The sequence below is a fragment of the Sphingopyxis sp. MC1 genome (assembly GCF_000371385.1).
GTDB lineage: Bacteria > Pseudomonadota > Alphaproteobacteria > Sphingomonadales > Sphingomonadaceae > Sphingopyxis > Sphingopyxis terrae.
The window spans coordinates 123,855-147,515 of the sequence record NZ_AOUN01000006.1; the positions used below are offsets into that span (position 1 = coordinate 123,855).

The following is a 23,661-nucleotide window of genomic DNA, read 5'->3' on the forward strand; positions in this document are numbered from 1 at the left end:
GATGGCGATTCCCTTCGACTATGAAACGCTCCGCCTGATCTGGTGGCTGCTTCTCGGCGTGCTGCTGATCGGCTTCACGCTCACCGACGGCTACGATCTCGGCGTCGCCACACTGCTGCCCTTCATCGCGCGGACCGACGAGGAACGACGGCTGGCGATCAACAGCATCGCCCCGACGTGGGAGGGGCATCAGGTTTGGCTGATCCTCGGCGGCGGCGCGATCTTTGCCGCATGGCCCTTTGTCTATGCGATCAGCTTTTCGGGCTTCTATCTCGCGATATTCCTTGTCCTCGCGGCGCTGATCCTGCGCCCCGTGGCGTTCAAATATCGCTCGAAGCACGACGACCCCACCTGGCGCAGCCGCTGGGACTGGGCGCTGTTCGTCGGCGGTTTCGTCCCCGCACTGGTGTTCGGGGTTGCGGTCGGCAATGTCCTTCTGGGCGCGCCGTTCCGCCTCGATAGCGACCTACGCGCCTTTTACGAAGGCTCGCTGCTCGGCCTCTTCTCGCCCTTCACCTTGCTCACCGGCCTGCTGTCGGTGGCGATGGTCGTGCTGCACGGCGCCGGCTGGCTCGCGCTTAAGGCCGAGGACGGCGTCGTGATGGACCGGGCGCGCCGCTGGGGCAAGATCGCCGCGCTGCTCGTCATCGCGCTGTTCGCAATCGGCGGCGCGATGGTCGCGACGATGAACATTGGCTACCGGCTGGAGGGCGAACTCGATCCCGCCGGCCCCTCGAACCCGCTGTGGGCAACGTCGGTCCCGGCGGCGGGCGCATGGCTCGACAATTATGGCCGCCACCCGTGGATGCTGCTCGCGCCCATCCTCGGCTTCCTTGGCCCTATCCTCGCCTATGTCGCGATCGCCGGGCGCAAGCAGAGCCTGCTCTTCATCGGCTCGGCGCTCGCGGTGGTCGGCATCATTTCAACGGTCGGCCTGTCGATGTTCCCCTTCATCCTGCCGAGCTCGATCGACCCGCATTCGAGCCTGATGGTCTGGAACGCCTCGTCGAGCCACCTCACCTTGTGGATCATGCTCGTCGTGACCCTGATCTTCCTGCCCATCGTCCTCGCCTACACGGCGTGGGTGCTCAAGATATTGTTCGGACGCGTCACGCTCGACGACGTTCGCACCAACCCCGATTTCTACTGACCGGAGGAACACGCCATGTGGTATTTTACCTGGGTACTCGGCCTCGGCCTCGCGGTCGGCTTCGGCATATTGAACGGCTTGTGGCACGAATTCCACTCGCCCGCCGACGACGACGCGACGCTCTGATCCGCGGCACAGCTATGAAAAAGGCCGGTGCAGCCCATGCTGCGCCGGCCCTTTTTGTTTAGCCAGATCGACGCCTTACGCGGCGCCGTCCTGCCAGCCGCCGCCCAGCGCCAGGAACAGCGCGACCAGATAGGTCGCGCGCTGCTGTTCGGACTGGGCGATGCTCGCCTGAATCTGCGCCAGCGAGCGCTCGGCATCGAGTACGACCTGAAAATTCTCGCGCCCCGCCTGATAGCGAAGCCGCGCGATACGCGCCGCTTCGCCCGCTTCGTCCGCCGCACGGCGTAGCGCCGCAAGCCGGTCGAGTTCGCCGGCATAGTTGGCGAGCGCGCTTTCGGTTTCCTGCAACGCGCCGAGCCAAGTGCCGTCGAAGGTCGCGAGCGCCGCGTCGGCGCCGGCCTCCGCCTGCTTCAGCCGCGAACGCGCGACCGCGATGTTCGGAAAGCTCCACGAAATCAGCGGCCCGATCGAAAAGCGGAAGCTGTCGGACTTGCCCAGCCCCGACACCGCGTCGGCGGTCGATCCCACAGACCCGCCGATGCTGATGCTGGGATAAAGGTCGGCGGTCGCAACATTGACGCGCGCCGCGGCGGCGGCGAGCTGGCGCTCGGCCCGGCGAATGTCCGGGCGGCGGGCGAGCAGCGCGGCGCCGTCGCCGACCGGAATCGGACGGTCGAGTTCGGGCGGCGCCTGGCATTGCAACGCGACCTGCGGCGCTTCGGCGGGCGGCTTGCCAGTCAGCAGCGCAAGGCGATAGAGCGCCCCGGCGCGCTGCGCCTTCAAGGTGGGCAAAGTCGCGCGCGTCTGTTCCAGCAGCGCCCCCGCCTGCCCGGTGTCGAGCCGCGTCGCGCGTCCGCCTTCGAACAGCCGACGCGCCAGGTCGAAGGTCTGTTCCTGAATGCGCAGCGTTTCCTCCGCCACCGCAAGCTGGCGGTTGTAGGCGCAGACGTCGGCATAGGCGCGCGTCGTTTCCGCCGCGACCGTGATGCGCGTCAGGTCGAAGGCCGCCTGCACCGCGTCGGCATCTGCGCGGCTCGCGCGGATCGCACTTTCGACGCGCCCGAACAGATCGACCTGATAACCGATGTCGAGCCCGACATCATAGCTTTCGCCCTCGACCGGGCCGATGCCGGTGACACTGCCCGGCTGGCGGGCGTAGGTGCCGCTGGCGCTTATTCCGGTGGTCGGCAGGCGCCCCGCTCGCGATTCCTTCAACACCGCGCGCGCCTGTGCCAGATTGGCGGCGGCGACGCGCAGATCGGTATTGGCGGCGAGCGCCTCTTCGACGAGCGCGTCGAGCGTCGGGTCGCCGAACAGGCTCCACCAATGCCCCGCCGGCTGCTCGCCGGTGAAGGCGGGCGATTTGCCTGCCTCGAGGAAAGGCGTCTGTCCGGGAGCGGCGGGGGTCGGCGACACATAGGCCGGACCGACGGCACAGCCCGACAGTGCAAGCGCGGCGGCACCGGCCAGCAGGACATTACGGCTCATCATGGCATCTCCAGCGGCGCATCGCCGCCCTTGTTGGTGCGGCCGCGCGCGAACCATTGCTGGACGCGATAGCCCAGCTTGCGCGACACGACGTAGAAGATCGGCGTGAAGATCAGCCCGAATATGGTGACGCCGAGCATGCCGAACGTCACCGCCGTGCCGAGTGCCTGGCGCATTTCCTGCCCCGGCCCGCTTGCCACCGCGAGCGGGATGACGCCGAAGATGAACGCAAAGCTGGTCATCAGGATCGGACGCAGGCGCGACTGCGCGGCGTGAACCGCGGCGTCGAGCGGGGCCATCCCCTCCTCTTCTTCCGCCTGCTTGGCGAATTCGACGATCAGGATCGCGTTCTTCGCCGCGAGCGCAATCAGCACGACCAGCCCGACTTGCGTCAGGATATTATTGTCCATCCCGCGCAGGTTCACGCCCAGCATCGCCGCCAATATGCACATCGGCACGATCAGGATCACCGCGAGCGGCAGCGGCAGCGATTCATATTGCGCCGCCAGCACCAGGAAGACGAAGACCACCGCGAGCAGGAAGATCAGCACCGCGCTGCTCCCCGCCTGCTTTTCCTGATAGGCAAGGCCCGTCCATTCATAGGAAAAGCCCTGCGGCATCGTCTTCGCGGCCAGTCCCTCCATCGCGGTCAACGCCGCACCCGACGAGACGCCCGGCGCCGCCTGTCCCTGCAGTTCGACCGCGGGGAACAGATTGTAACGCACGACGCGGGTCGGACCGCTGTCGTCGCGGAAGGTCGCGACCGACGAGAGCGGAACCATCTCGCCCGACGAGGACCGCACCTGCAATCGGCCCACATCCTCGATCCGGCTGCGCGCGCTTGGTTCGGCCTGAGCCGTGACGCGGAAGGTGCGGCCAAGGAAGTTGAAGTCGTTGACATAGGTCGAGGCAAGATAGGTGCCGAGCGCGGCGTAGACCTGGCTCGGGTCGACGCCCAATATCTGCGCCTTGTCACGATCGACATCGGCGAAGATGCGCGGGCTTCCGGTGTTGAACAGCGAAAAGACCTGCGTGACGTCGGGCACCTGCTGCGCCCCGCCCATCATCGCCTGCGTCACCTTTTCAAGGTCGCGATAGCTTTGCCCCTCGCGCGCCTGCAGCATCATGGTGAAGCCGTTGCCGTTGCCAAGGCCCTGCACCGCGGGCGGCGCGATGACGAAGGCGTTTGCTTCAGGGAGCGCCATCGCGAGGACGCCCGACAGCTTGCCCGACAATGCGCTGGCGCTCAGATCGCTGCCGCGCTCACTCCAGTCCTTCAGACGGATGAACATCGTGCCCGCGTTCGATGCGGTCGAAAAGCTCGCGCCGTCGAGCCCCGAAAAGGTCGCGATGCTCTCGACGCCGTCGATCTGCGACACCGTCTTCTGCGCGCGCGCCAGCACCTCGCTCGTGCGGTCGAGCGACGCGCCGGGCGGAAGCTGAACCACGCCGATCAGCACGCCCTGATCCTGATCGGGGATGAAGCCCGTCGGCGTATCTGCGAGGCGCCAGCCGGTCGCGGCGAGCAGTACCGCATAGATGCCCAGCATCAGCGCCGTCTTGCGGATCAGCGACGCGGTGGTGGTGCCATAGCGTTCCGACAGCCGGTCGAACCCGTCGTTGAACCTGTCCGCGGCGCGGCGGACAACGCGCATGACCCGGTTCTTCGGTTCTGCGTGATGCTCCTCGTGCGGCTTCAGCAGCAGCGCCGCCATCGCGGGCGACAGGGTGAGCGACGTCAGCAGCGAAAAGACCGTCGCCGCCGCGATCGTCACCGCGAATTGCTGATAGAAGATGCCGGGGATGCCGGGGATGAAGGCGGTCGGCACGAACACCGCGACAAGGACGAGACCGATCGCGATCAGCGCGCCCGACACTTCGCTCATCGTCCGGTGCGCGGCTTCGCGCGGGGTGAGGCCCTGACGAATATGCTTCTCGACCGCCTCGACGACCACGATCGCGTCATCGACGACGATCCCGACCGCGAGCACCAGCGCGAACAGCGACAGCGAGTTGATCGAAAAGCCGAGCGCCAGCTGCACCGCAAAGGTGCCGATGAGCGCCACCGGAATCGCGATGATCGGGATGATCGCCGCGCGCCAGGTTTGCAGAAAGACGAGCACGACGATGACGACGAGGATGATCGCCTCGATCAGCGTTTCCTGCACCGCGCTCACCGACGCCTGCACATATTCGGTCGGGTTGAAGGGGATCTGATATTCCAGCCCCGGCGGGAAGTCCTTCGACGCCGCCTTGACCTCGTCGAGCACCAGCTTCGCGGCATCGAGCGCGTTGGCGCCCGGCTGCTGAATCACCGCCATGCCGACGCCGGGCTGACCGTTGAACACGCCGCGCACGCCATAATCCTGGCTGCCCAGCTCGACCCGCGCGACGTCCTTCAGCCGCGTGATCGCACCATTCTGCGTATCGGTCTTGATCACGACATTGGCGAATTGTTCGGGCGTCACGAGGCGTCCGGGCACTTCGACCGGAAGCTCGAACGCCGGATTGCCCTTGCCATAGGGCGGCGCGCCGACCGAGCCGCCGGCAACCTGGACATTCTGGCTCTGCAGCGCCGCGACGATCTCGGTCGCGGTCAGGTTGCGCGCGGCGGCCTTGTCGGGGTCGATCCACACGCGCATCGAATAATAGCCGCCGCCGAAAATCTGCACCCCGCCAACGCCCTTCAGGCGCAGCAGCCGGTCGCGCAGCGTCGAATTGGCATAGTTGCCGACATAATCGAGGTCGATCGCCGGATCGGTCGTCGTCAGCGCGACGATCATCAGGAAGCCGGTTTCCTGCTTGTTCACCTGCACGCCGATCTGGCGCACCTGTTCGGGCAGGCGCGGCTCGGCGAGCGCAACGCGGTTCTGGACGAGCACCTGCGCCGCATCGAGGTCGGTGCCCGGCTGGAATGTCACCGTTATCTGCGCCAGACCCTGCGTCGAGGACGACTGGATATAGAGCATATTCTCGACGCCGTTGACCTCCTGCTCGATGGTCGACGACACCGTTTCGGCGATCGTGTCGGGCGAGGCGCCGGGATAGGATGCGGTGATGCTGATCGTCGGCGGCGCGATCTCCGGATATTGGGCGAGCGGAAGCTGGGGATAGGCAAAGGCGCCGATCAGCGTGATGAAGATCGCGATGACCGCCGCGAAGATCGGGCGGTCGACGAAAAATCGGCTGAAATTCACTGTGCGCCGCCCTTGCCCGCTGCAGCGCCAGCTGCGGCAGGCTTCGCGGCCGCCTTCGCGGGCACGACCTTGCCATCGGCACCGATCCGGCCCGCCTCGACCTTCGCAGGCTTGCCCGGCATCGCACGCTGGATGCCGCCGACGACGACGCGATCCTTGGCGGTGATGCCCGAGCGGATCACGCGCAGCCCGTCGATGACGGGTCCAAGCTCGACCGGGCGCGCCTGCACCACATCCTTATCGCCGATCACATAGACCAGGCGCCGCGCCGCATCAGTAACGATGGCGGTGTCGGGGACCATGATGGCGGCGTGCGGCGCCGAAGCCGCAAGCTGAAGCTGGCCGAACATGCCCGGGCGCAGCTTGCCATCGGGGTTGGGCACGACGGCGCGGACGGTGATCGTCCCCGATCCGTTGGACAGCGCGTTGTCGACAAAGTCGATCCGGCCCGAAATCGCATAATCCTGCTGTCCTTGCAGGCGGATACGCACCGGCGCGCCGTCGAGCTTGTCGCCGCGGCGTTCATAGCCGAGCAGGCTCGCCTCGGACCCCTGGAAGCTGAAATGAATGGGGCTAGTCGACACGATCGTCGTCAGCACCGTCTGGTCGGCGCTGACCGCATTGCCCGGATCGACCAACCGCTGCGAAATACGCCCCGAAATCGGCGCGGTGACGCGCGTGAAGCCGACGTTGAGCTGCGCCGATCGCACCGCGGCCTGCGCCGCCGCCACATCAGCTTCACCGGCGCGCACGGCGGCACGGCGCTGCTCAACCTCCTCGGTACTCGCCGCTTGCGATGCGGCCAATGTCGCCGAGCGCGCGAATTCGGTTTTTGCGTTCGCCAAGGTCGCGTTGGCGCGCGCCAACTGCGCGCGCGCCTGATCGAGCGCCGCCTGGTTCGGGCGCGCATCGATCGAGAAAAGAAGCTGCCCGGCCCGCACATATTGGCCGTCGGCAAAATGCACGCGCTGCAAATATCCCGACGCGCGCGGCCGCACTTCGACACTGTCGATCGCCTCGAAGCGCCCGACAAAATCATCCCACTCCGTCACGTCGCGAACGAGCGGCTGGGACACGGTGACGGGAAGCGACGGCGGACCGCCCTGTCCTTGGTCGCCGCCGCCCGAACAGGCAGCCAGCGCGAACGAAAGGCACAGGACGGGCGCGAGGAGAAAGCGCTTTTGCATGATCTTGTCTTTTCTGTTGAAGCGTTCCGCCATCGCGCCACAGGGAGGGGGGAAGTTGCGCGATGACGGTCGCTGTCAACTAGTCGGCCGTTCATCGTAAGTCAACAGTTGTTGATTTATTCTCATTCACCATTATGGACGCAAAAATGGAGAGAAGCTCAACCATCAAGCGGCGCGATGCCGTTGCAACCCGCGCGTCGATATTGGCGGCCGCGCACCAACGCTTTCTGCGCGAGGCGTATGAAAATGTCGGACTGCGCGACATTGCGGACGACGCCGGGGTCGATGTCGCGCTGATCAGCCGCTATTTCGGCGGCAAGGAAGGGCTGTTTCGCGAAGTCGTCAGCGATGAGGCAAAGCCGCATCTGTTCCGCGAACCCAAAAGCATCGACGAATTGCCCGGTTTTCTGGCGCAACTCGTGGCGGAAGACGATGACGCCGATCGCCATCATCGCATGGAGATGTTCGTCATAATGCTGCGCTCAGCCTCGTCTCCCAAGGCGGGCGATATCATCCGCGAACTGGTCAACCGCGACGTTCTGGAGCCGCTCGCCGGAACGATCGGCGGCGATCAGGGCGAGATGCGCGCCAATATGCTGCTGGCGATCCTGATGGGCGTCGGCGTCCTGCGGACGATCATGAAGGTCGATAATTTCGAACTCGATGCCGAAGAAGGGGCCGAGTGCGTCGAGCGTTTTCGCTGCCTGTTTGCGGCGGCGTTGACCTGCTGATCGACCTAGCGCAACCGCCCTCCCCGGCCAGACGGTCGAAGAGATCGAGATAGCGGCGCGCCGCAAAGGCCGTCCCGAAAGGCTCGGTAACCACCGCCGGAGAAAAGGGCCGGCGATCCTGCCGGTCGATCCATTCGAGCATGGCCTTGGCGATCACCGCCGGGTCGCGGCTAGCGACGATCGCGCCGCAATCACCGTCCGCAAGCAGATCGCGCAGAAAATGTGAACAATCGGTGGCGACAACCGGAACGCCGCGCTCGAGCGCTTCGACCGCAACCGCAGGCCCACCTTCGTAGCGCGAGGTAATCAGAAGCAGGTCGGCGTGGTCGAGCGCCGGCCCGATTGATGCGAGGCGCCCCGGAAGCGCGATCCGGTCCGCAACGCCCAAGCGCCGCGCCAGCCGCGCCAGCCGCGGCGCGTCGGGCCCATCGCCCGCAATCGTCAGCCGCACGTCGCGGTGCTTGGCCAGTTCGGCGACGATTCGAACCGCGAGGCCGAAATCCTTCTGCTCGACGAGTCGCCCCGCCGCCAGCAGATGAAGCGGCCCGGTACCCGGCACCTTCCTCGCGTCCGGCAAATTGATGATCGTGTCGATATTGGGATCGAAGATCACGCTGACGTCCGCGCGTCCCGTCAGCGCACGCACGTCGTCGGCAAGCCCGGTGGACATGGCGGCGAACCAGTCGACATCGCGCGCCGCCCACCGAAAGGCCCGCGCGAGCAGCGCGCGTAGCGCCGGGATCGCCGAGGGCGCCAACGGATTGCTGATCTTCGCCACGACCTTCGGTCGCCGCGGCAAATCGCGCACGGCGCCCGCCAGCACATGATGAAAATTGCCCGGCAGAAAGACGACGTCAGGCCGCAGGCGAGCGATCGCCGCCGACAGCGCACGCCGCAGGCGCAGGCGCGAAAGCGGCGTTCTGGGAATTTCGGGTTCGAGGCGTTCGGTGTGTACCCCGCGCGGCACGGCGGAGCGCAGCGGACCATCGAATGTGCCGCAAAGCAATGTGACGCGGCGCCCCTGCGCCACCCATTCGCGCGCCAGCCGCAGCGCGATCACCTCGGTCCCTCCGAACGAAAAATCATGGAAAATGATGACGATGTGCTGCGCTCGCGCCACGCCGCTGGCCTTCCCGATGCCATACCGGCGCCCGCATCGGACACCCTTCTATCGACAAGACGCCGCGCGCGCCGATTTTCCGCACGCGCCGATGCGGGATCGGACGCGCCGCGGCGTCTGAAACTGAAGAAGCGAAAAATCGCTGGAAACGATACTAACGGGATAAAAGCGTGAACGGATTGACGGTTGCCGCAGCCCCCACATCGACGCCGCCTCTTGCCGCGCTCGAGCCGCTGACACCGATCCGCAGTCGCTGGCCGGCGCTGCTCAGTGGCCTGCTCAGCCTGGCGCTGCTCGCCGGACTGATGCGCGAGCTTCTGGGCGGCGGACTGGCCGCGCTGCACGAGGCGCTACCCACCAACCCGCTTTTCTATCTGGTCTTCCTTGCGATCTATGCGGTGCAGCCGCTGTCCGATCTGGTGATTTTCCGGCGGCTGTGGGGCCTGCCGCTGTCGGGCATCGTGCCGATCCTGCGCAAGCTGGTCGCGAACGAGATTTTGCTCGGCTATTCGGGGGAAGCCTATTTCTACGCCTGGGCCCGGACGCGGCTCAACATGGTCGCGGCGCCTTTCGCGGCGATCAAGGATGTCAGCATCCTGTCGGCGGTCGTCGGCAACATCTTCACGCTGGCACTGCTCGCCATCGCCACGCCCTTCGCCTATTCGCTGCTGCCCGCCGAGCATATCCGCCCGATCCTGGGGTCGGTAGGGGTCATGCTCGCCCTGTCGCTCGCCATCCTGCTCTTCCGCGGCCGCCTGTTCTCGCTTCCTGCGAGTGAACTGCGCTGGGTGTTCCTGGTCCACCTCGTCCGCACCATCGCCTACACCGGGCTGCTCGCGCTGTGCTGGCATCTTGCGCTGCCGCTCGTGCCGCTCGCGCTCTGGATGCTGCTCGTGACGGGACGCCAACTCGTCGCGCGCCTGCCGCTCGTCCCCAACAAGGACATCGTCTTTGCCAATCTGGCGGTCTTTCTGGTCGGCAACGACGCCGCGGTGACGCGGCTCGTGGCACTGACAGTCGCGCTGACCCTGCTCTGCCACGTCATCGTCTTTGCACTGACCTGGCTGCCGCTGCGCAAGGGAGTGGCCGCATGACCCGCTTCCGCTTCCCTGCCCTCGCCGCCGCCATGCTGGCTTCAGCCGCAATGGTGCCGTCCGCACGCGCCGCGGTCTTTGGCGACGCGCCCGCCTGCGCCGCGGGTTCGACAACGCCGGCGCTGCTCGTCTGGCTCGACGGGCTGAAGGACCGCAAGGGACGGATCCGGGTCGAGCTGTTCCCGAGCAACGACAAGGATTTTCTGGAGGATGATTTCGTCCTTCAGAAAGCGGGCAAGGACTTCCGCCGCATCGAATTTGCGGCCCCCGCCGCCGGTCCGGTCGCGGTGTGCATCCGGGCGCCGCGGCCTGGCCGCTACAGCTTCGCGATGATCCACGACCGCGACGGCAAGCACAAGTTCAGCTTTTCCTCCGACGGCGTCGGCTTTCCCGGCAATCCCAAATTGGGGTGGAGCAAACCCAAATCGGCGAAGGCCGCGGTGACGCTGGGTAGCGGTGTCACGGAAATGCACGTGATGATGAATTATTTCCACGGCCTGGGCTTTTCCCCGGTCAAGAAGGATTGAGGCGATGCGGATCGTCGACGTCTGCGAATTCTATTCCCCCACCGGCGGCGGCATCCGCTCCTATGTCGACCGCAAGATGCAGTTGCTTGCCGAAGCCGGCCAAGAACTGATCGTCCTCGCGCCCGGCGCCGAGGATCGCGAGGAAGTGCGCGCGACCGGCGGCCGGATCATCTGGGTCAAGGCGCCGCCGCTGCCGTTCGACGCTAATTACCGCATGTTCTGGGATGCGGCGCCGATCCATGCCTGGCTCGACCGGTTGCACCCCGACGTCGTCGAAGCCTCTTCGCCCTGGCGCCCCGCGTGGATCGTCGGAAAATGGGCCGGCGCCGCCGCGAAGGTCTTTTTCCTGCACAGCGACCCGGTCGTATCCTATCCGCAGCGCTGGTTCGGGCGGATCGCCTCGCGCGAAAAGATCGACGCCGCCTTCGAATGGTTCAATCGCTACCTGCGCCGCGCGATGCCGCTGTTCGACAGTCTGGTGGTCTGCGGCGATTCGCTGGGCAAGCGGCTGAGCGACCGCCACATCGGTCCGGCGCATTGCGTCGCGCTGGGCATCGACCGCGCCGCCTTTTCACCGACCCTGCGCGATGCCACCCTGCGCGCCGACTTGCTGGCGCAATGCGACCTTCCCGAAAGCGCCACCCTGCTGCTCGGCATCGGGCGGCACCATGGCGAAAAACGGTGGGACATGGTGATCGACGCGGTGCAGGCCGCCGCCGCCCGCGAACCCGTCGGTCTGATCCTGATCGGCAAGGGACCGGCGAGCGCCGCGCTGCGCAAGCAGGTCGGCGGCAATCCGCATATCCGCATGTTCCAGCCAATCTACGACCGGCCGCAACTGGCGACATTGATGGCGAGCTGCGATGCGCTGATCCACGGGTGCGAAGGCGAAACCTTCGGCCTGGTGGCGTCGGAGGCGCTGGCGTCGGGCCTGCCGCTGATCGTCCCCGACGAAGGCGGCTGTGCCGAGATCGCGCGCCCGGAATTTGCGGAAACCTATGCCGCACGCGATGCCGCGGCGGCGACGCAGGCCATCGCCCGTTTCTGCGCGCGCGATCGCGCGGCGATCCGTCAGGCGGCGCGCCGTGCCGCCATCGCCGTCCGGTCGGACCGCGACCATGTCGCGGACCTGCTCCGCCATTATGACGCGCTGATCACCGCGCGTTCGTCGCGGGTGGCGGCATGATCGGCCGCGAGATCCGCATAGCGGGCGACCCGGCGTCCGGCGAGCAGCGCGGCACAGCATTTGTCGATGCTGGTCACAAGGCTGGGCACATGCGCATCGCCCGGATGCACCGCGACGCGCACGTCGCGCATCGGCTTCAGCGCATGCCGCGCGAGCGCAGAAAACAACAAGGAACTGGCAATCCGCGCCCTGCTGCGGCTTGCCCAGGTGATGACCGGACCGCGCGCGAGCACCGCGCCGGTTTGCGGATTCCACACCTTCATATGATCCTCGGCCATCGCAAATCCGGCCTGTGGCAAAGCGGACAGAGCCCCAGCTCCGTAGAGCCACGCGGGCGCGATGAAACCGGTTGCGGCAACCCCTGTCACGTCCTCAACCAGTTTCTTGGCCGCCGTCATCCGCGCCAGCGCGGTGGCATGGTCAAGGCCGAGGAACTCGCCCTCGCCCGCCGTCATGTGGCGCGCGCGGAAGCCGTCGAGCGCTCCGCTGTGCCGGCTGTCGTCGCGATGCGCCCAGCCATGGACGAACATTTCAACGCCCGCGTCGGCCCAGCCGCGCAGGCGGCTCTGAAAGCCGCGGTCTTCGGCGATCGGCGCGCTGTCCCAATGGTCGGGAACGACCAGCATCGCGACCTTCGGCCCACCAAGGTGGCGGACGAGTTGATCGAGCAGGCGATCGACCTCGTCGGCGAAGCGCGGACTGACGTCGTGGATCGAGGCGAGGAATTTGCGCGAGGATTTATCGGAGGGCCGCATGACTGACATGTCCTTGATGGCGATGGTCTATCGCTTGCTCGTCTGGGGCAGCCGCAACGCGGACAAGGCGCCCCGCACCCGCGCCGCGCCCGCAAAGGCGCCGCCGCCGCGCGCGGCTGAAGCTCCGTTCAAAAGGCTGCATCCAGGCCAATCCTGACGGTGCGGGGCCGCAGCGGCGTTTCCTGCCGACCGGCGACCACGGTGAAGGGGTTCCCATAGGAAAAGCGGTTACGATCGGCGTTGAACAGGTTCGTGACACCTAGCGCAAAGCCGAAACGCCCGCGCTCGAGACGCAGGTTCAGAGCCGTGTCGACATAGCGGCCCTGGCTGATGTCGAGCAGATTGCCGACGCCGAGATAGGATTTGCCGACATAGCGCGCATCGGCGGCAATCGACAGGCGGGCATCGGCGCCGACGCTCTGCACCCAGCGCGCGCCCACCCGCGCGCCCCACTGCGCGATATTGGGCAGATCATTGTCCTCCGCCCGCGCATAGGCCGGTGCGGCTTGGGTCAGGCTGCTGTGGTTGAGAAAGGCGCTGCCGTCGAGGCGCAGCGACGGGGTGGCGTTCCACGTCGCAGACGCGCTGAATCCGAGAATCGAACCATTGCCGATATTGTCCGTGTAGGGAAAACCCTGCACATCGACGAGATCGGCCTGAATCGATTCCCAGCGCGCGTAGGAGGCCGAAAGCGCCACGCTGAGCGGATCATGATCGGGCGCCCCCCGCCGCGCGCCGAGTTCGAACGTCGCGATGGTGTCCGACTGGAAGGCGACCGCGCTTCCCGGGCTGCTCACGGTCAAGCCGCCGGGCCGGAATCCCTCCTGATAGCGTCCGTAGATCAGCCAGCCGCCCCCCGGTTTCCAGCGCAGCGCCACGGCGGGCACGAAATAGTCTACGGCGCGGCGCGGTTCGGGCGGGTTCGGGTTTGCAGGATCGATCAGTTCGCCCGAAAAGCGCGTATGGGCATAGCGGCCGCCAAGGCTCGCGCTGAGCCGTGGCGCAAGGCCGAAGGTCCATTCGCCGAACAGCGCAACCTCGCTGCGTTCGTTCAGTATATCGGCGATCGGAGCGGGCGCCGCGGGGTCGCCGAGCGCGCGCCGGGTCCGGTCCTTCCCGTCGGTGATGCTGATCCCCGCGATCCAGCCATGCCCGTGCGCACCCTGCCGCGACAGTGTCGTTTCATTGGCGTGCTGGCGGATCGCAATATCCTGCGTAAAGGCCAAGGGGCTCCCGCCGCCGAGTGCCGACGCATCGAAGCGGTTCGCCAGATCGTGCGACACGATCGCGCCGGTCGATCGCAGCACCAGCGGACCCCAGCTTTTTTCGACCGTGGCGTAGAGCAGCGAATAATCATTGTCGAAGGGCTGCGCGATCAGGCTCTGCCGCGTCAGGTCGGGCAGCCCGGCCTCCGAATATTGGCCGTCGCGCGTCTGGATGTCCTGCCGCACCCAGCCCGCATCGATCGTCCAGCCGTCGCCGGGTGTCACGCGCAGCGCCGCGCGTCCGCCGAAGATGCGGCTGCGGTTGACGTCGCTGAGTCCGCGGGCGCTGTCGTCGATATAGCCGCCGTCGATGCGGTGATAGCCGACGACGCGCAGCGCAGCACGATCGGTCAGGAGCGGCAGGTTGAGCGTCGCCGCCGCATCGTGGCTGTCGGCGCCGTGCTGGGTCAGCGCATAGCCCGCTTGCATCCGCGCCGCGAAACCGCCGCTGTCGGGCTTTGCCGGATCGATGCGGATGATGCCGCCGAGCGATCCGGCGCCGTAAAGCGTTCCCTGCGGTCCTTCCAGCACCTCGATCTTGTCGATGTCATAGAGCGCGATGTCGGGATCGGGCGCATTATAGTTGAGCCGCGCATAGCCGAAATATTGCCCCACCGTCGCCTGTGTCGGGCCGGTGAAGCTGGAATCGGCGACGCCGCGAATGAACAGTTTGTTGCGGCCGGGACCGAGGTTGGTCGAATTGACCGAAGGAAGCTGGCGCACGATGACGTCCGAACCATGCTGCCCGGGCGCGCCCGCGAAACTGTCATCGAGGCGCATCACCGTAACCGCAGCGGGATAGTCGGCGAGCGCGGTGTCGCGCTTGCTGGCGGTGACGATAATCTCTTCGGGCGGCGCGGGGTCGGCCGGGCGCGGGATCGCGGGGGGCGGCGCCGGGCGGCGCGGCGGCGGTGCCGGGCGCGCCCGAACAGGGACGCGCACGATGCGAAAGCTGCGCGCGTCGATGATGGTCACGCCCAGCCCGGTGCCGCGCAGCAGCCGCGCAAGCGCGGTTTCGGCGTCCATCGTGCCGGCGACGCGGCGCACGCGGATCTCGCCCATCGCGGGATCGGCAAGCGCGACACTGACGCCGCCCTGGCGCCCGAGTTCAAGAATCGCCTGGTCGAGCCGGCCGGCAGCGATGGCAAAGCGATGCGTCTCGGCGGCATGGACCGACGCGGGGGCCAGAGCCACCACGAGGCTGGCCGCCGCCCATTGCCTGTAACGCTGCACCATCAGTTCGCGGTCAGTCGCCACTCCTCGCCGACCTTGCGGGCCGAAACGCCCATCAGGATCGCGATCTTTTCTATAGCGGCCTTATCCTTGCCGTCGATCAGGATCGTGCCCGTAAAGGTGCGATCGGCGATGGCGGGGTCGACGGCGATCGGGGCGCCAAGCGCGCGCGACAGGTCGGGCGCGATGTCCGACAGCGGTGTCGCGGTGAAATCGAGGCGGCCCGTCTTCCACCCGGCCACTGTCGCGGGATCGACGCGGGTGACAACCGGTGCGGCGCCGCTATGCGCGATGTGCAGCCGCTGCCCGGCGCGCAGCAGCAGGGCCGCGCGATCGGGATCGAACATCACCGCGCCTTCGGCGACACTCACTTCGGCACGTCCGTCCTCGCGCGCGACGTTGAAGACCGTGCCGACATCGCGCAGTCGCATGTCGCCCGACACGACGGTGAAGGGATCGGTGGGATCGTGGGTGACGCGGAACACCGCCTCGCCGCTTTCGAGCGTCGCGATGCGCGGATTGCGGCGGTCGAGCGTCACGCGCGTTCCGCCGTTGAGGTCGATCACCGTTCCATCGTCCAGCGTCACGCTGCGCTGCTCGCCGAGCGCGGTCTCGACCGCATAGGTCGGCACCGCGACGCGATAGACCGGCCACGCACTCACCGCGACGAGCAGCGCGGCGGCAACGGCACCATAGCGGCGGAAGAATCCGGGGGCATTGTCGTTGGCGGGCGCGGCGTCCGGGCGATCCGCGACCAAGGGGCGCGCGGCGAGGGCCTCGGTCATCGCCGCATCGGCGATCGCCACCCGGTCATAGGCGGCGGCGTGCGCAGGATCGGCCTCCAGCCACGCGGTGAAGGCAGGCCAATCGGCATGCGCAGGGTCGCGCTGCCGGACGAACCAGCCCACCGCCTCCTGCTCTGTCATGCCGTGTGCCATGCCTAAAACCGTCCCTTCGCAGCTAGGACGGTCTGGTCAGTCATTTTCCGCATCGAGTTTGTCACGTAATTGCAATACGGCCTTGTAGGCCTTTTGTAGATGTTTTTCGACAGCGCTCAGGCTGAGGCCGAAATGCGCGGCTATGTCGCGCTGCGGCGTGCCGTCGATGCGGTAGCTGCGGAAGATGCCGGTGGTCGGCTCGCCCAGTTCGTCGAACAGCGCCGCGACGCACGCCAGCTCGCTCTTCGCGATCGCCGCGCGCTCGGCCGAGGGCGCTGGCGATGCCTCGCCCGCATCGTCCGTTGCCAGCGCGTTCCACGCATCGTCGCGCCGCTCGCGGCGCTGTGCCGAGCGGCGGCGGTCGATCACCAGATTGTCGGCCACCCGATAGAGATAGGACAGCGGGTCATCGGGAACCGCCGCGATACTGCCGATCTTGATCCACAGATCCTGCAGAATATCCTCGGCATCCGACGCGTCGCCGCAGCGGGCCCGCACGAAACGTTCCAGCGCTGCGCGGTGGGCCAGGAACGCCCCTTCCAGACCGTCGGCGATCATGCGCCGCCCCATACCAATGCCGCGCCCAAGCCGCAATCGGATCGCGCCCATCGATCGGCAATGCGACGCTTTTTTCGTGCGGATGCGGAAAAGCGCGCGCGGCGCCGTCCATGTGACAGGGGCGATGGTCGAATTGCGTAGCGAGAGCCTTGCCCCATGTCCCAAATCCTGTCCCGCAGCCTGCTCCGGATCGCTGCGCTGGCCGGGGCGTTTGCCGTAAGTTGCACCGCCACCGCGGCGCCTCCCCCAGCCCCCGCGACCCCGATCAGCGTCCTCACCTACAATATCCATGGCCTACCCTGGCCGCTCGCCTGGGGGCGCAGCGATGACTTCGGGCAGATCGCGGCGCGGCTGCGCGCGATGCGGCAGGCGGGAATCCAGCCACACATCGTCGTACTGCAGGAAGCCTTCACCCGCGCCGCGCAGCGGATCGGCGCGGAAAGCGGCTATCGCTATGTCGTGGACGGCCCAGCCGCCGCCGATCGCAGCAGCCTGCCCGCCACCGCCGCCGACCGCCGCTTCGCCGCCGCCGCGTCGTGGTTCAAGGGCGAGCGGTCGGGCAAGCTGCTCGGCAGCGGGCTGCAACTGCTGTCGGACTATCCGATCCTCGCGGTACGCCGCGCGCCGTTCCCGGCCTATGCCTGTGCCGGTTATGACTGCCTTGCCAACAAGGGCATATTGATGGCGCTCGTCGCGGTGCCGGGCGCGGCGACGCCGATCGTCGTCACCACCGCACATTTCAATTCGCGCGGCGCGTCGGGGGTTTCGGATGAGCGCGCCGACTATGCCTATCGCCGCCAGCTCGACGCTGCCGGACGGTTCATGGCGCAAAGCCCGTGGCATCGCTATCCGATCATCTTTGCCGGCGACTTCAACGTCGGCAAGATCGCGCCGCGCGCCCGCGCCTTCGCATCGGCGACGGGCGGCTGGTGGGGTGCAGCGCGCACCGGTGGGCTCGACGATGCGATGCACGCCTGTTCGCGCAGCACAAGCGGCCTGCCCCGCGCCGCGCTCGAAAGCTTTCGCCGCGCCAAGGACTGGCAGTTATTCGCCTCGACCCGCATCGCCGCGCTCACTGCCGAGGCCATATCGGTGCCGTTCGGACGCAGCGCCGACGGCCGCATGTTGTCCGACCATATCGGCTATGTCGCGCGTTACCGCCTTGCGCCGCTCACGCCGACCGCCGCACGCGGCCCGCTCGGCTATGTCCGTTTGAAATAGGCGATCAGGCGATCGATCGACGGCCGTGCGGCCTGCAGCGCCTGTTCGGTTGCGGCATCGTCGCGCCGCGCCGCGCCCTCCCGTGCCGCCTTCAGCGCCGCACCCATCTGGCCCGCCAGCGCCGTGTCGCCGACGTCGCCCGCAATGTCATCCCAATGCTGGCCCGCCATTGTCATCGCCGCATCGACCCCGGACCAGTCCGGCCGCGCCGCCGCAAGACGCGCGGCCCCGGCCAATTGCGCATAATCGATCAGCGCCATCGCCGTTGTCGCCTTCGACACGGTCGCCATATCCTCAATCAGCGCGCGATAGATTTCGAGCGCCGCGAGTCCCGCACCCTGCCGGTCGTCCTTCCGCGCGGCGGCATCGAGCGCGGCGAGCCGCGGCACGATCCCCTGCTGCGCTGCGGCCCCGAGCGACGCGTGGACGCCTTTTTCGGAATAGATGGCGGTGGCGACGCGAGCGCGAAACTGCCCGACCGATTCGTCCGGCGCCGCCACCGCCACATCGCGAAAATAGCCGGCAGCGGCATGTTTGAGCGGATCGGGATCGACCGCATAATCGGTAATCCCCGCGCGCGTCGTCAGCGAGAAGGTCGCAATCGCCTGATCAGAAGGCGAATGCGGCGCCCCGCAGGCGCCCAGCGTCAGGAGGGACAGGATCATCGCGCCGCGCAGCCGGCGAACGTCGAACCGAGAATCATGTAGAAAATTTGGCAAAGGCCTATCCTTTGCCCGGAAGACGTCGCGGGGGTGGCAAAGCCGCACCCCCGTTGCCCCAAAAAGCGGGTCAGCTTGCGCGGTCGGCAAACAGCGCCTTCAGATCCTTCTTCAATATCTTGCCATTGGCGTTGCGCGGCAGCGTGTCGGCGACGAAATGCACCGCAACCGGCACCTTGAACGCCGCGAGCCGCGCGCGCACCCAATCCTGCAATTCGCTCTCGCTTGCCGACATCCCCGGCGCCAGATGGACGACCGCCGCGGGTTCTTCGCCCAGCGTGCGATGCGGGATGCCGATGATCGCGCAATCGGTGACCGCCGGATGTTCGTAGAGCGCGTTTTCGACTTCAGACGAATAGATATTCTCGCCGCCGCGCAGCACCATGTCCTTCGCCCGGTCGACGATATAGACGAAGCCCTCGTCGTCGAGGCGGGCAAGGTCGCCGGTGCGTACCCAGCCGTCGACAAAGGTTTCGGCCGTCGCCTCGGGCTTGTTCCAATAGCCTTTGACGATCATCGGGCCGCGCGCCCACAGCTCGCCGACCGTTCCCGTCGGCAGCACCGTCACGCCATCATCGTCGCGGATTTCAAGGTCGGCGACCGCAACCGCCGGCCCGGCGCTGGTCGGACGATTGAGATAATCTTCCGACGAATGCGACGTCACTGTCGCCATCGTTTCGGTCATCCCCCAGCCGTTGCCCGGCAGCGCGCCGAATTCTTCGTAGATGCGCTTGACCAGTTCGGGCGCCGACGGCGCGCCGCCATAGGCGATCGCCTCGATCGACGAGAGGTCGTAGTTGGCGCGGTCGGGATGCTCGATCAGCTGCCAGGCGATCGTCGGCACGCCGCCGGTCACATTGACCTTTTCGCGCGCGATGATCTCCATCGCCTGCACCGCGTCCCATTTGCGCATGAAAATCGTCGTGTTGCCCGCCGCCATGCTGCCCATCAGGCTGGCCGAACAGGCGGTGACGTGAAACATCGGAATGACGGTCAGCGTCGTGCGCGGCTGCGGATCGGGGATCGCTTCGCCGCGGCGCAGAAAGCTGCGCGCCGCCGAAAAGCCGCCCGAGAGGATGTTGCTCATCAGATTGCGATGGGTGCCGAGCGCGCCCTTGGGATTGCCCGTGGTGCCGCTGGTGTAAAAGATCGTCGCCTCGTCATCGGGATCGATCGCAACGACGGGCCGCGCGATATCGGGAAGCGCCGCCCAGCTCGCGGGCGCGCCGACGATATCCTCGAGCGCCGTCGTATCGTCATCAGCGCCGCCGCGTGCGACGATCCAGCGCGATACGCCGCCCAGCTCTTCGCGATGATCGCGCAGCCGCGCGAGCCGCTCGCCATCGACGATCACGACCTTTGCGCCCGAATCGCGGATGCCATAGGCCAGTTCGGCACCGGTCCACCATGCATTGAGCGGCACTGCGATCGCGCCGATCGTCGTGATCGCGAAAAAAACCATCGGCCATTCGGGCAGGTTGCGCATCGCAAAGGCGACGCGGTCACCCTTGCCGACGCCCATGTCCTGCAGCGCATGCGCCAGCGCCGCGGTGGCGCGCCAATTCGCCTCGAAGCTGACGCGGTCGTCGTCGAGGATGGTGAACGGCCGTGCGCCATGGGTGCGCGACAAGTCGAAGAGGACGCCAAGATCGTTGGGGGCATTTTTCCAGACGCGCGTCGGCACGCCGCGGATCGTCACCGTCTCCATCTCGAAGCGCGCGCCGGGCGCGGTCAGCACCGCGGTTGCATCGGCCATCGACATTTTCGGCCAGGTCGGATCGAGCGCCACCAGCGGCTCTGTCATCACGTCACTCGTCACGCGCATTGCTCCCATATCCGTCCGGTCGGGCGCCGGAGATTCGCCTCAGCGTTACGGACGAACGACGGGCCGCACAAGCGGGCGAAGCATGGAAAGGCGCAGCGTTCGTCGCGGCGCGGCGACGCCCTAGCCCGGCGCGATCCGCCCGCCCGCAACCCGAAAGCGCGTTACCGGGCCGGGCATGGCATCGAACAGCGCCGCCTCGGTGCCGGTAAGCCACGCCTGCCCGCCCTGGCCGGCTAGGCGCCCATAAAGCGCGGCGCGGCGCAGCGGATCGAGATGTGCGGCGACTTCGTCGAGCAGCAATATCGGCCGCTGTCCACGGTCGCGCGCCACGCAATCGCTGTGCGCAAGAACGAGCGAGAGCAGCATCGCCTTTTGCTCGCCGGTCGAGCAGCGCGCCGCGGCGCGGCCGCTCGCCGCGTGGACGGCGGCAAGATCGTCGCGGTGCGGGCCGGCGGTCGCGCGCCCGGCGGCGGCGTCGATCCGGCGCCGCGCCGCAAACAGATCGCGCAGCGCCGCGGCGTCCTGCGCCGCGCCGCGCGGGGCGCCCTCGGCATCGACAAGGGTCAGCAGCGGGCGCGCGAAGGGCGCGTCAGGCTGCTCCGCCAGTTCGGCGGATAACGCCGCGAGCGTCCGCTGGCGCGCCGCATCGATCGCCGCGCCATGCTCGGCCAGCTGCGCCTCGAGGCTCGCGAGCCATTGCGGATCGGCGGCGGGAAGGTCCGCGAGCAATTTTCCCCGCGCGCGCATCGCCGCTTCATAACGATTGCCATGCTGGGCATGGCGCGGGTCAAGGGCGAGGACGAGGCGGTCGAGGAAGCGCCGCCGATTGCCCGCCGTTTCGACGAACAAGCGGTCCATTGCCGGGGTGAGCCAGAGGATGGCGAGCCAGTCGCCGAGCGCCGTCGCCGCCGCGGCGCTGCCGTTGATCCGGACGATCCGGCGCCCCGGGGCCGACGGTTCGACGCCGGTGCCAAGCGCCACAGGCGCGAGCGCCGGATCGCCCTGCACCTCGCCGAACACGGCAAAGCCGCCGGTCGCGCCGTCGCGCACCATATCGGGCAGCGCCGCGCGCCGCAGCCCGCGCCCCGGTGCAAGCAGCGATATCGCTTCCAATATATTCGTCTTGCCCGCGCCATTGTCGCCGTGAAGCGCGACAAGGCCGGGCCCGGCCGCCAGATCGGCCCCCGCGTGATTGCGGAAATCGGTCAACGAAAGGCGGATCAGCGTCATCTGCGTTGCGCCTACCCCAGCCCTGTGTGCGATGCGAGTCCCGCGCATCATCGCTGCACGCCAAAGGCGGAACGCAAAAAATTCTAATTTGAGGGAATTTTCACCACATCATTGATTTTTTCCCGCTGAAATATAGTTTCAATGTCGAAAAAACCGCGGTTAACCGCCAATGAATGAAATTGGCACGCCTCCTGCATTACTACTGGCATCCACCGGATGGTCCGGGTGGGAGGAACGAAAGGATTATATCATGGCTCATTTCAACACCGAATCGCTCAAGAGCTACGCCATCGCGGCGGTTGCCACGCTCTACTGCTCGATCATGTTCCTGGCCGCTGCTGGCCCGAACGGTGCGGAACTCGGCCGGCTGGTCATCTGACCAGCCGCCCCCACCCATGAACAACGCCGGTCCCGGAGGGACCGGGACGGAAAGGAAAGAAATGAAACAGGGTTTTCGCAAGAATCGTCGCGATGGCATGGTCTTCGGCGTCTGCGCCGGCATGGCGGACCACTTCGGCTTCGACGTCTTGTGGACGCGCGTCGCCTTTGTGGCACTGACTTTGCTGGGCTTCGGCCTGCCGCTGCTGGTCTATCTGACCGTCGCGATCCTCGCGCCGTAACGCAGCCACGGGCCGGCCGCCTTTCAGGCACGTCGCACCGGCCCCGCATATTTCCACAATCGAAGGCCCGCCGGTCCGCCGGTGGGCCTTTTCTTTTGCGCGGCGCACCTAGCCGGCGGGCAGTTTGAGCCGCACGAGCGTCCCGCCGAGATCCTCGCTCTCTTCGAGCGCGACGCTGCCGCCATAGATTTCGGCGACGTCGCGGACGATCGCGAGGCCAAGCCCCGTCCCCGGCTTGCCGCTGTCGAGCCGGACGCCGCGGTCGAAGATACGCTGACGGTCGGCGGGCGAAATGCCGGGGCCGTCGTCCTCGATCAATATCTCGGCCATGCCGCCCGCGCGCTGCACGGTCACGAAAACGCTCCCGCCGCCATATTTGGCCGCATTTTCGAGCAGGTTTCCGATCAATTCGTCCAGATCCTGCCGCTCGACCCGTGCCACCAGCGTCTTGTCGCCCGCCTCGTCGAAACGCACGTCGGGATGGAGGCGGGTCAGCGCGCGCAGCACGCTGTCGACGCTGTCCCAGACAACGGCGCGCGCCTGCGCCGCCCCGCGGCGCCCGACCGCCCGCGCGCGCGCCAGATGATGATCGACCTGCCGCCGCATCGTCGCCGCCTCGCGCCGGATCGTTTCGGCAAGTTCGCTGTCCGACCCCGCGGCGCTGTTGAGCAGCACGGTCAGCGGCGTCTTGAGCGCATGCGCCAGATTGCCGGCGTGCAGCCGCGCCTCCTCGGCCTGCTTTTCGTTATGCGCGAGCAGCGCGTTCAATTCCTCGACCATCGGCTGCACCTCCAGCGGCAGCGGCGCGATGACGCGGCGGTTTTCACCGCCGCGCATCGCCGCGATCGCACGCCGGATGTGGCGCAGCGGCCAGAGGCCGTAAAAGGTCTGCAGCGCGGCGAGGACGATCAGCCCGACGCCGAGCAGCCCCAGGCTGGGAATCAGCGTCGCGCGCACCGCGCGGATTTGCTCGTCGAGTGCCTGACGCGACTGTGCGATCTGGAAACGCCAGTTGGTCTTGCTGCCCGGAAGGATGACGTTGCGCTCCAATATGCGCAGCTGTTCGTCGGGAAACTGCGTGCTGTCATAGGTATGAAGCCCGGTATCGACGTGCGGCTTGGGCGATTTGAGCGTCCGTTCCCACAGCGAGCGCGAGCGATAGGGCTCCTGCCCGCCGCCGCTGATCTGCCAATAAAGGCCGCTATAGGGTTCGAGGAAGCGCTGGTCGCCGAGTGGCTCGATCAGCCGCACCTCGCCATCGGGGCCGATCTCCGACGAGCGGATCATCGCGATCAGCACATATTCGAGGCTCGAATCGAAGTTGCGCGTGATCGCGCCGGTCAGCACCCGGTCGAGCGCGAAGCCGCCGCCGATCAGCAGCACCGAAATCCACAGCGCCGCAATCGCAATCATGCGCCGCGCGAGCGAGCCGGTCGTCAGGCTCGCCAGCGCAGCCGGCTCCGTGCGGGTTTCGGTGCCGGGCGCGATCGG

22 protein-coding genes are annotated in these 23,661 nt (G+C 67.1%); 10 read left to right on the forward strand and 12 right to left on the reverse strand.

What is annotated here, in order from left to right; all coding sequences use genetic code 11:
• Position 1 precedes the first annotated feature (1 nt).
• Together cydB and cydX are read left to right on the forward strand one after the other, a co-directional pair.
• Complete coding sequence (cydB, locus tag EBMC1_RS09715; RefSeq protein ID WP_003044379.1) at positions 2 to 1,150, forward strand: cytochrome d ubiquinol oxidase subunit II; 1,149 nt, start codon at positions 2 to 4, stop codon at positions 1,148 to 1,150.
• 15 nt (positions 1,151 to 1,165) lie between these two features.
• Positions 1,166 to 1,276 (forward strand): cytochrome bd-I oxidase subunit CydX, encoded by a 111-nt coding sequence (gene cydX, locus EBMC1_RS18100; RefSeq protein WP_003044383.1) that lies wholly within the window; start codon positions 1,166 to 1,168, stop codon positions 1,274 to 1,276.
• A gap of 75 nt (positions 1,277 to 1,351) precedes the next feature.
• On the opposite strand, the gene EBMC1_RS09725 is transcribed toward cydX, so the two are convergent.
• From EBMC1_RS09725 to EBMC1_RS09735, 3 genes are read right to left on the reverse strand one after another with little or no spacing between them, the layout of a single operon-like run.
• Entirely contained in the window at positions 1,352 to 2,767 is a 1,416-nt protein-coding gene (locus EBMC1_RS09725) for an efflux transporter outer membrane subunit (RefSeq protein ID WP_156001107.1), read from the reverse strand.
• On the reverse strand, positions 2,764 to 5,961 hold the full coding sequence (locus EBMC1_RS09730) for an efflux RND transporter permease subunit (protein WP_003044389.1): 3,198 nt from the start codon (positions 5,959 to 5,961) through the stop codon (positions 2,764 to 2,766). Before EBMC1_RS09730 ends, EBMC1_RS09725 begins: the two co-directional genes overlap by 4 nt.
• Positions 5,958 to 7,148: an efflux RND transporter periplasmic adaptor subunit gene (locus EBMC1_RS09735; RefSeq protein ID WP_196795407.1), complete on the reverse strand. Its 1,191-nt coding sequence runs from the start codon at positions 7,146 to 7,148 to the stop codon at positions 5,958 to 5,960. The genes EBMC1_RS09730 and EBMC1_RS09735 overlap by 4 nt, the downstream gene beginning before the upstream one ends.
• Positions 7,149 to 7,294: 146 nt before the next feature.
• On the opposite strand from EBMC1_RS09735, the gene EBMC1_RS09740 reads away from it, so the two are divergent.
• A complete protein-coding gene (locus EBMC1_RS09740; protein ID WP_003044394.1) occupies positions 7,295 to 7,879 on the forward strand; it encodes a TetR/AcrR family transcriptional regulator in 585 nt (194 codons plus the stop codon).
• On the opposite strand, the gene EBMC1_RS09745 is transcribed toward EBMC1_RS09740, so the two are convergent.
• Complete coding sequence (locus EBMC1_RS09745; RefSeq protein ID WP_003044396.1) at positions 7,785 to 8,999, reverse strand: glycosyltransferase; 1,215 nt, start codon at positions 8,997 to 8,999, stop codon at positions 7,785 to 7,787. The two genes, EBMC1_RS09740 and EBMC1_RS09745, sit on opposite strands and share 95 nt — an antisense overlap.
• A 170-nt stretch (positions 9,000 to 9,169) precedes the next feature.
• Here EBMC1_RS09745 and EBMC1_RS09750 point away from each other — a divergent pair, with 170 nt between their 5' ends.
• Genes EBMC1_RS09750 through EBMC1_RS09760 form a run of 3 tightly spaced genes read left to right on the forward strand, consistent with a single transcriptional unit; the run spans position 9,170 to position 11,806 of the window.
• Complete coding sequence (locus tag EBMC1_RS09750; RefSeq protein ID WP_156001109.1) at positions 9,170 to 10,093, forward strand: hypothetical protein; 924 nt, start codon at positions 9,170 to 9,172, stop codon at positions 10,091 to 10,093.
• A complete protein-coding gene (locus EBMC1_RS09755) occupies positions 10,090 to 10,620 on the forward strand; it encodes a DUF2141 domain-containing protein (RefSeq protein ID WP_003044403.1) in 531 nt (176 codons plus the stop codon). The genes EBMC1_RS09750 and EBMC1_RS09755 overlap by 4 nt, the downstream gene beginning before the upstream one ends.
• A gap of 4 nt (positions 10,621 to 10,624) precedes the next feature.
• Positions 10,625 to 11,806 (forward strand): glycosyltransferase, encoded by a 1,182-nt coding sequence (locus EBMC1_RS09760; protein WP_003044406.1) that lies wholly within the window; start codon positions 10,625 to 10,627, stop codon positions 11,804 to 11,806.
• Here the strand turns inward: EBMC1_RS09760 and EBMC1_RS09765 are convergent.
• Positions 11,761 to 12,561, reverse strand: a complete 801-nt coding sequence (locus tag EBMC1_RS09765; protein WP_003044410.1) for a DUF2334 domain-containing protein — start codon at positions 12,559 to 12,561, stop codon at positions 11,761 to 11,763. The two genes, EBMC1_RS09760 and EBMC1_RS09765, sit on opposite strands and share 46 nt — an antisense overlap.
• Between EBMC1_RS09765 and EBMC1_RS18395 the strand changes: the two genes are divergently transcribed.
• Entirely contained in the window at positions 12,560 to 12,718 is a 159-nt protein-coding gene (locus EBMC1_RS18395) for a hypothetical protein (protein WP_156001111.1), read from the forward strand. The two genes, EBMC1_RS09765 and EBMC1_RS18395, sit on opposite strands and share 2 nt — an antisense overlap.
• On the opposite strand, the gene EBMC1_RS09770 is transcribed toward EBMC1_RS18395, so the two are convergent.
• From EBMC1_RS09770 to EBMC1_RS09780, 3 genes are read right to left on the reverse strand one after another with little or no spacing between them, the layout of a single operon-like run.
• Complete coding sequence (locus tag EBMC1_RS09770; RefSeq protein WP_051066395.1) at positions 12,690 to 15,083, reverse strand: TonB-dependent receptor domain-containing protein; 2,394 nt, start codon at positions 15,081 to 15,083, stop codon at positions 12,690 to 12,692. The genes EBMC1_RS18395 and EBMC1_RS09770 overlap by 29 nt on opposite strands.
• Positions 15,062 to 15,985 (reverse strand): FecR family protein, encoded by a 924-nt coding sequence (locus tag EBMC1_RS09775; protein WP_040590033.1) that lies wholly within the window; start codon positions 15,983 to 15,985, stop codon positions 15,062 to 15,064. Before EBMC1_RS09775 ends, EBMC1_RS09770 begins: the two co-directional genes overlap by 22 nt.
• 48 nt (positions 15,986 to 16,033) lie before the next feature.
• Positions 16,034 to 16,555, reverse strand: coding sequence for an RNA polymerase sigma factor (locus EBMC1_RS09780; protein ID WP_156001113.1), 522 nt, complete (start codon positions 16,553 to 16,555; stop codon positions 16,034 to 16,036).
• A gap of 156 nt (positions 16,556 to 16,711) precedes the next feature.
• On the opposite strand from EBMC1_RS09780, the gene EBMC1_RS09785 reads away from it, so the two are divergent.
• Entirely contained in the window at positions 16,712 to 17,776 is a 1,065-nt protein-coding gene (locus tag EBMC1_RS09785; RefSeq protein WP_003044420.1) for an endonuclease/exonuclease/phosphatase family protein, read from the forward strand.
• Here the strand turns inward: EBMC1_RS09785 and EBMC1_RS09790 are convergent.
• From EBMC1_RS09790 to recF, 3 genes are all read right to left on the reverse strand, one after another.
• Positions 17,758 to 18,441, reverse strand: coding sequence for a hypothetical protein (locus EBMC1_RS09790; RefSeq protein WP_156001115.1), 684 nt, complete (start codon positions 18,439 to 18,441; stop codon positions 17,758 to 17,760). The genes EBMC1_RS09785 and EBMC1_RS09790 overlap by 19 nt on opposite strands.
• A 124-nt stretch (positions 18,442 to 18,565) precedes the next feature.
• Complete coding sequence (locus EBMC1_RS09795; RefSeq protein ID WP_003044427.1) at positions 18,566 to 20,320, reverse strand: class I adenylate-forming enzyme family protein; 1,755 nt, start codon at positions 20,318 to 20,320, stop codon at positions 18,566 to 18,568.
• 120 nt (positions 20,321 to 20,440) lie between these two features.
• Positions 20,441 to 21,550, reverse strand: a complete 1,110-nt coding sequence (recF, locus tag EBMC1_RS09800) for a DNA replication/repair protein RecF (RefSeq protein ID WP_003044430.1) — start codon at positions 21,548 to 21,550, stop codon at positions 20,441 to 20,443.
• 250 nt (positions 21,551 to 21,800) lie between these two features.
• On the opposite strand from recF, the gene EBMC1_RS18935 reads away from it, so the two are divergent.
• Together EBMC1_RS18935 and EBMC1_RS09805 are read left to right on the forward strand one after the other, a co-directional pair.
• Complete coding sequence (locus tag EBMC1_RS18935; RefSeq protein ID WP_255265911.1) at positions 21,801 to 21,929, forward strand: hypothetical protein; 129 nt, start codon at positions 21,801 to 21,803, stop codon at positions 21,927 to 21,929.
• A gap of 61 nt (positions 21,930 to 21,990) precedes the next feature.
• Complete coding sequence (locus EBMC1_RS09805) at positions 21,991 to 22,170, forward strand: PspC domain-containing protein (RefSeq protein WP_003044434.1); 180 nt, start codon at positions 21,991 to 21,993, stop codon at positions 22,168 to 22,170.
• A gap of 108 nt (positions 22,171 to 22,278) precedes the next feature.
• On the opposite strand, the gene EBMC1_RS09810 is transcribed toward EBMC1_RS09805, so the two are convergent.
• Complete coding sequence (locus EBMC1_RS09810) at positions 22,279 to 23,583, reverse strand: sensor histidine kinase (RefSeq protein WP_040590107.1); 1,305 nt, start codon at positions 23,581 to 23,583, stop codon at positions 22,279 to 22,281.
• Positions 23,584 to 23,661: the final 78 nt, after the last annotated feature.